Origin of the sequence: Vibrio sp. ABG19, from assembly GCF_029962385.1 — a bacterium.
GTDB classification, from domain to species: domain Bacteria; phylum Pseudomonadota; class Gammaproteobacteria; order Enterobacterales; family Vibrionaceae; genus Vibrio; species Vibrio ostreae.
In genome coordinates this window covers 1,385,220-1,391,833 of the sequence record NZ_CP071707.1, presented here as the reverse complement: position 1 = coordinate 1,391,833, position 6,614 = coordinate 1,385,220, and the positions used below count along the sequence as shown (strand labels likewise).

Below are 6,614 nucleotides of genomic sequence, written 5' to 3'. Positions count from 1 at the left end.
GGTTGGAGTCAATTCAATGTCTCTGATGAGGTTAAGTGTTTAACCAGTTTTATATCAATGCCATGCTCAGTAAATCATATTAAATGGAAAGGCGGGAAGTTGTTTTTGACAGTTTTTCGTTGAATTTAATTTAATATTTTATGAGTGTCAGTGAGTTATGGGAATTTGACTAATAGCCAGGATCAGATAGATGTGGATGATATATGTACTTACGTTTATAGCGTTTGTATGCATTTAGAATAAATAAATTTCAATGAACATAGAGGCAAGTTCGCAGCACTTTTAGAGTGCTCGTTGTGTCGCCCCTGTTTAGAAACACACGGTATCTGCTGTTTTGCCGCTCTTGTGTTTCCCGAAACTAATGCGTTTTACCTTAACTCAATGTCTGCGTGCCAGGCATGACTCATTGTGTTTGGCATAATGGTTAAGTGTTAAAAAGTATTTAAATTCAAAATGTTAAATTAAATTTCGTTGCTAGTATATGGATGCTTTTTAGCTTGTCCACAGGCTTGGTGTTTGTGTGAACTAAGGCTTTCATATCCGGCATTAATTATTAAATCCTGAGAAACTAAAAGTATGTTTAATCTCCATTTTAATTTCCGTGATGACGCTGTGCGCAGCAGTAAGCAAGCATCCGCACTGTTGCTCAGTGCCTTTTCTTTGTTGTTTATCGTTCCCTTCGCCAGCGCTTCTCAGGTACATCAAGATCATGGCGCGAGCCACAACCATTATGAAGATTTGTCTGGTCAGAATTACGGCCAGCAGATCGCTCAACAAAATCGCTTGCAAGCAAAAGCTGAAACTCAGGCATTGGTCGATTCGCTGAACACTTACCGTAGCGCTGACAAAGCCGATAAAAAGTCGGCGCTCAATCAGATGGTTAGTCTGGCTAAACAGCGTAAAGACTATTTCAAGCAGCTGATGGAATCCGATCCTGCGGCTGTGGCCGGCGCGGTGTTGACTGCTGCCGAACGGCAGCAGATGCCTGATGCTGTCTCGCAATATCTGGAGCAAAAAAAGACTCTGGATGGCGAGCTGGAAGTTTTCTATGAAGATTACGAAGATCACAGTAAAAGCCGTCTGCGTCATATTTTGAAAACGGCCAATGGTCGTATTGAGTTGCACATGGCTGAAAAGTCAGCAGTGCAGTCGTTTTCTAGTGGGGAAAAAGTTCGTGCCCATGGCTGGAGATTTGATAATAGCGAGGAAAGCACCAATTCATTGGTACTTGAAAACGATCCTGAAGCATTAGCTTTGTTGGCACAGGACGGAACGTCAACAACGGGAAGTTCCGCATCCACAGACACTTTTGGTGAACAGCGTACTTTGGTGATGCTGATTAACTTCCAGGACAATATTCAGGAACCCTGGACTGCGCAAGAAACGCAAGATTTGGTTTTCGGGCCTGTCAGTGACTATTACAAAGAGAACTCTGATGGTCGCACTTGGCTAACCGGGGATGTTGTCGGGTATTATACGTTGCCGATTGCTTCGACGTGTGATTCCTGGGATATCTATGTCAATGCTAAACAGATGGCCGAAGATAGTGGTGTCGATGTAAGTCGTTATCAACGTTTAGTCTACATCTTCCCTAAGAACAGCAGCTGTGGCTGGACCGGTATGGGGACTCTGGGGGGAACTCAGACGCGTGCTTATATCAATGGCTCTTTTACCATGAATACTATTGGTCATGAATTGGGGCATAATTTCGGTCTATATCATGCTGAATATCTTGATTGTAAAAATGAAATCATAGGAGAGGGCTGTTTAGCGATTACCTACGGCGACACATTGGACATTATGGGCGCATACGGTGTTGAAGGTCATTTTAATGCATTTAACAAAGAACAATTGGGATGGTTGTCTACCGATTCGGGTGACATTGTAGAAGCTGACACCGAAGCTAGCTACATTATCGAACCATTAGAGACTACTCTGAGCGATTCTGCTAAAGGAATTAAGATTCCGCGTGGAATTGATCCTGAAACCGGTCAGCAGCAATGGTATTACGTTGAATATCGTCAGGCGATTGGATTTGATAGTTTTCTCAGTAATAAGCCGGGTGTAACGAATGGTGTGGTGATACACCGTTCACCGGAGTCAAGTACGCGCGGTAGCCAACTATTGGATATGACGCCACAAAGTAGCCTGTTTGATCTGGATGATGCCGCTCTTTTGACCGGAAATAGTTTTACTGATTCCGATGCTGGGATCACAATTACCACTGAATGGGCCGATAGTACTGGCGCTAGTGTGCACGTGAGCTTTACCCAAGCGACGTGCTCATCATCGAGCCCTGGCGTCTCTGTCGTTGCAAACCAAAGCTCGGTATTGGCAGGTGATACGGCAAGTTATAGCGTAACTGTCGTCAATAACGATAGTGATAGTTGTGCAGCAACCAATTACAACGTGTCCGCGGAGGTTCCGGATGGTTGGCTAAGCACCAGTTCGGTTGTTTCTCTGGCTGCCGGAGCAACTGAGACAGTGACGCTAAATGTTACCCCATCAGATAAGGTGGCAGAAGGAAGCTATAGTCTTTCCTTTGCTGCCGTCAATGGCTCTGACAGTCGTGATATAGGGAGCGCAGTCGCTAATCTCACTATTGATGCTCCTGTTGAACAATGTGTACCGGGCAATCCAGTGTTGTCTTTGACTGCCAGTCAGACACGAGCGGTTGCAGCTGGAACGACGGTGAGTTATACCGCAACAGTAACGAACAAAGACAGCATGAGCTGCGAGTCTTCAACGGTAGATGTAGTTGCAAATGTGCCGAATGGGTGGACGGCAGACAGCCGTAGCGTAGCACTTGCTCCGGGCCAGTCCGCTTCAGTCAATCTGAGCGTGACGTCATCGGATACCGCATCTGAGGGTGTCTACCCAGTCGATGTGTATACGTATAACACCGCAGATATTGCCTATAACAGTAGTGCTGAGAGTAGTTATATCGTCGCAGCGCCCGAAGCTCTGTGTGTAGAAGCTGCACCACGTATCTCGGTTGCATCGGTCAGTGGCGAGGTAACAGCAGGTAGCACGGTGACTTACAATGTGACTGTAACTAATCAGAATAGTACCGATTGCGAAGCGACAAGCTACAGTGTGTCTGCTCAGGTCCCGTCGGGATGGAGTAGCACTCATGGTATCATTTCACTGGCTTCAGGCCAGAGTAGCACCATGCAAATCGCGGTAACCTCTGCTACCCATGCCGCCGATGGAACTTATAACATCGCAGTACTTGCGCAAAGTGCGACCGACAGCAGTGTTGTCAGCAAGAGTTCACTAAGTTATGTCGTTGTGAATTCGGTCAATAACGCGCCTGTGGCAGTATATGACAGCGTATTATTGTTAGCTAAAGATCCGACATTGATTAACGTATTAGGCAACGACAGTGATCCGGATGGTGATACATTGCGCATCAGTGGAGTGACTCAAGGAGCTAAGGGCTCGGTTGACATCACCGCTAGCGGACAACTGCTGTATACACCAGCGAAGAACTTTAAGGGCAGTGATAGTTTCACTTATACCATTACAGACGGTGAGAAAACCGCGACTGCTACGGTATCGATAGGGATGGACAGCTCGACATCAAGTAATTCCGGGCCAAGCAATAACAGTGGTAAAGGTAAAAAATGATGTCATCGCAGGGTTGGATTAATCCTGTTTGTCGAATGATTGATTGATGAGATTGATGAGATTGATGAGAAAAGGCGATGATAGGTATCATCGCCTTTTTGTTTCCTGTGAAAGTCTTAACAGGTCAATGTCAGCGCACTCGCTCGATTTGTCGTGATTTCAGACTATGGAGCTAATGCTGGCTCGTTGGTTACGATTTGAATACCAACAGAGCTGCTTTCGATGTTGCCCTCGTCATCAGAGACCTGAATATCAAGGTCGTTCAGCAGGTTGATACTTCCATCGGCAGGATCAAAGCCTGGGAGTAGTTTGAGTGTAAATGCACATTCATACACGTCTCCTGGGATCAGTACTGTACCTGTGGTACAGAAGTCTGGTGCGACGACTGCATCATAACTGCTCATTGCGGCGTTGTTTTCTATCACAAAACTAGAACCGTCGGTTGAACCGTCGAGGACGGGTACACCATCGAAGTTCATAGTGGTAATGGTCATATTGTCCACGTTACCGTTTACAATACGAACAAACGCTGTCGCTTTCATGGCAAACTCTGGGGTTAACTGCAGAGGCAGATCCAAGAAAGTAACCATTGCGTCGTCATCATCCGATACCATCAGGCCGTCTTCGTCTGTACCGTAAATGGTTGCGACGTTAACGTGTTCATCACCTGCATTACCTTGCAGTTGCAGTGTAATGGTACAGCTATCGGATTGTCCTGGACTGAGTGTAACAGGAAGAGCCGAACATTGACTGGTCAGATCGCCGAATTTATCATCGTCTAACTTATCAAAAGTCACGTCATCAACGGTAGGGTTACCCATGCTATCCACAGTTTTGACACTGAAGGTAAAGGTATATTCTACGTCGCGATAGACAGTAGGATCGTCGCCGGTCTCATCCACTGAGGTTGGGTTGGCTTCTTTGATTAATTCAACCACAGATGGGACGTCGCGAATAGAGACGGTCCATGAGTCTGAGTGCATCGCCTCGTCACTCTCATTGTCAATTGCAACGGCTTTAACGACGTTAGTAACGGATTCGCCTTGATCTCCTCCCACATATTGCGTGAAAGTACAGGTGTAAGCATTCATAGCTCCGTTAACTATGTAACCGCCAGTCGCACAAGTACCTATACCATCGAGGTCTTGAACAACAGCACCAATGGTGTCGGTCAGAGTAGTCAGTTGTACTGGTGAGTCAAAGTCTTGGGAGGTATTGGTGACGGTTACAGTGTAAGTCACATTCGCACCGGGTTCCAAAACCTCGTCGGTATTCGCTGTTTTTACGACGGTAATCGTTGGTGGAATATTAGTAACCTGAACGGTTCTTTCCACACTACAATGTTCGCCGGCAGCAGAAGTCCCAACCCCCGCAGGACAGGTTTCACCGTTGGTCACCGCATCACCATTTTTATCTTGCATAGTGACTTTGACTACGTCTTTGTACAATTCCGGGCTCTGATCATCTGGCAGATCGGTATCCACAATATGGACTGTAAATTGACAGCTGTAGGTACCACTAGGTGCTATTTCTAGCAAAGGTGAACCCACTGTACAGTTCGTCGCGGTCAGATAGACACCGTCACCGCCAGGTGAGGATGTCGCACCCCATAAATTCAGCGTTTTATCGTAGCTGCCATCACCGTTGATATCGATTTCATCTGTGACGGAGCTTAGATACAGGGATGTCTGACTGTTAGGGTTGGTGAAGCTGAGGTTAAATGTGTATGTACCACCTGGCTCTGAGCGAGTCGTTGGGGTGCCTTCACTTTTCACAATGACTGGTGGTGTAGGTTTGATGAATACGTCGATGTTAAACGTATCACAGTTACATTTAGATTTGGTATTTGGAATCTGACCAGGGTATGGGTCTTCAGCCAGTGTACAGTTGTTTCGCTCGATGTTATCCCACGCAGCACAATAGGTGAAATCGGCACGATTATCACCGTCTTCATCCGCACAGAGCATGGTGATTGTTTCATTTTCCAGTACGTAGGTGTCTTCGCCCGCGGCTTTACTGATATCACCACAGACGTCGCCATCAAGTTCAACGTCAGCAGAATAACCGCTGTCACCTGGTATCGGCAGAATCATACTACAGTTATCACCGCCATCCTGAACAACCTTTGGGCTGTCTTCCGTTAATGGCAGATAAAAGGTGGTGTCATAACGCTCATTTGCGTTGGTACGAATTGTTACATCTGCATTGAATGAAAATACTTGTCCTGGTGTACATTCTTCGTTCGGATTTGTTGGCGTGACCTGAGTTATCTCAACATCATTCGCGGTACAGTTCAGTGCATCCTGAGGAAGCGAGTTGCCTGGTTTCATTAGATATGCATCAGCCATACAGGCGACCTCATCCAAATTTGGATAAGCTCCGGCACTTGCTGGCGCAGACTTCATTAACCCATACAGGGCCGCCGTACTCATCAACGCAATACTGAGTATTCTGATAAGTCGGCTGTGTATTAAGCGTTCCATCATTTACCTTCTTTTCTCATTTGAAAATTGATAAAAGGGCTCTTTGAATGTTCGATATCCCGTCTGACCGTCGATGTCAGCGTGGATACCGGACAAGCATAACTCCTATGCCCTCCGTCCCAAGGCAACGGCCCCGGCGTGATAGCGTGATCATTTACGTCGTTAGGGAGTTGCCAGCTGTACACTTCGGGAGCAAGAAATGAACCAAGACTTATCTCTTTGATTTTCAATGAGTATTATTAATCTTATGGTGTAGATATACAGGTGGGTGAACACGTTGTTAACAAATATGTCATTATTTATTGTTGAAAATAATAGAATATGAATTGGAAATTCATAAGGTTAAGGAAAAGCTAAACCAAGTGTAAGCCCCCTTACGGTTAAGTTTACAGTTGGACACTTTTGGTTTTTGGTGGAGCCCATGTATGGTTTTTGGTAGAGCCTATGTTCTTAGTGCATGCGTGGATATCATCATTGGCTCAGGAGCATGAGTTATCTGCG

Annotated in this window: 2 protein-coding genes; one reads left to right on the top strand and one right to left on the bottom strand. The window is 45.9% G+C overall.

The annotated features are described in order from the left end of the window. The first annotated feature begins 576 nt into the window (after window positions 1–576). On the top strand, window positions 577–3,630 hold the full coding sequence (locus tag J0X00_RS06225) for an NEW3 domain-containing protein (RefSeq protein ID WP_282476670.1): 3,054 nt from the start codon (window positions 577–579) through the stop codon (window positions 3,628–3,630). 164 nt (window positions 3,631–3,794) lie between these two features. Here J0X00_RS06225 and J0X00_RS06220 read toward each other — a convergent pair whose 3' ends face one another. Further along, complete coding sequence (locus tag J0X00_RS06220; protein ID WP_282476669.1) at window positions 3,795–6,116, bottom strand: hypothetical protein; 2,322 nt, start codon at window positions 6,114–6,116, stop codon at window positions 3,795–3,797. Between the last annotated feature and the right edge of the window lie 498 nt (window positions 6,117–6,614).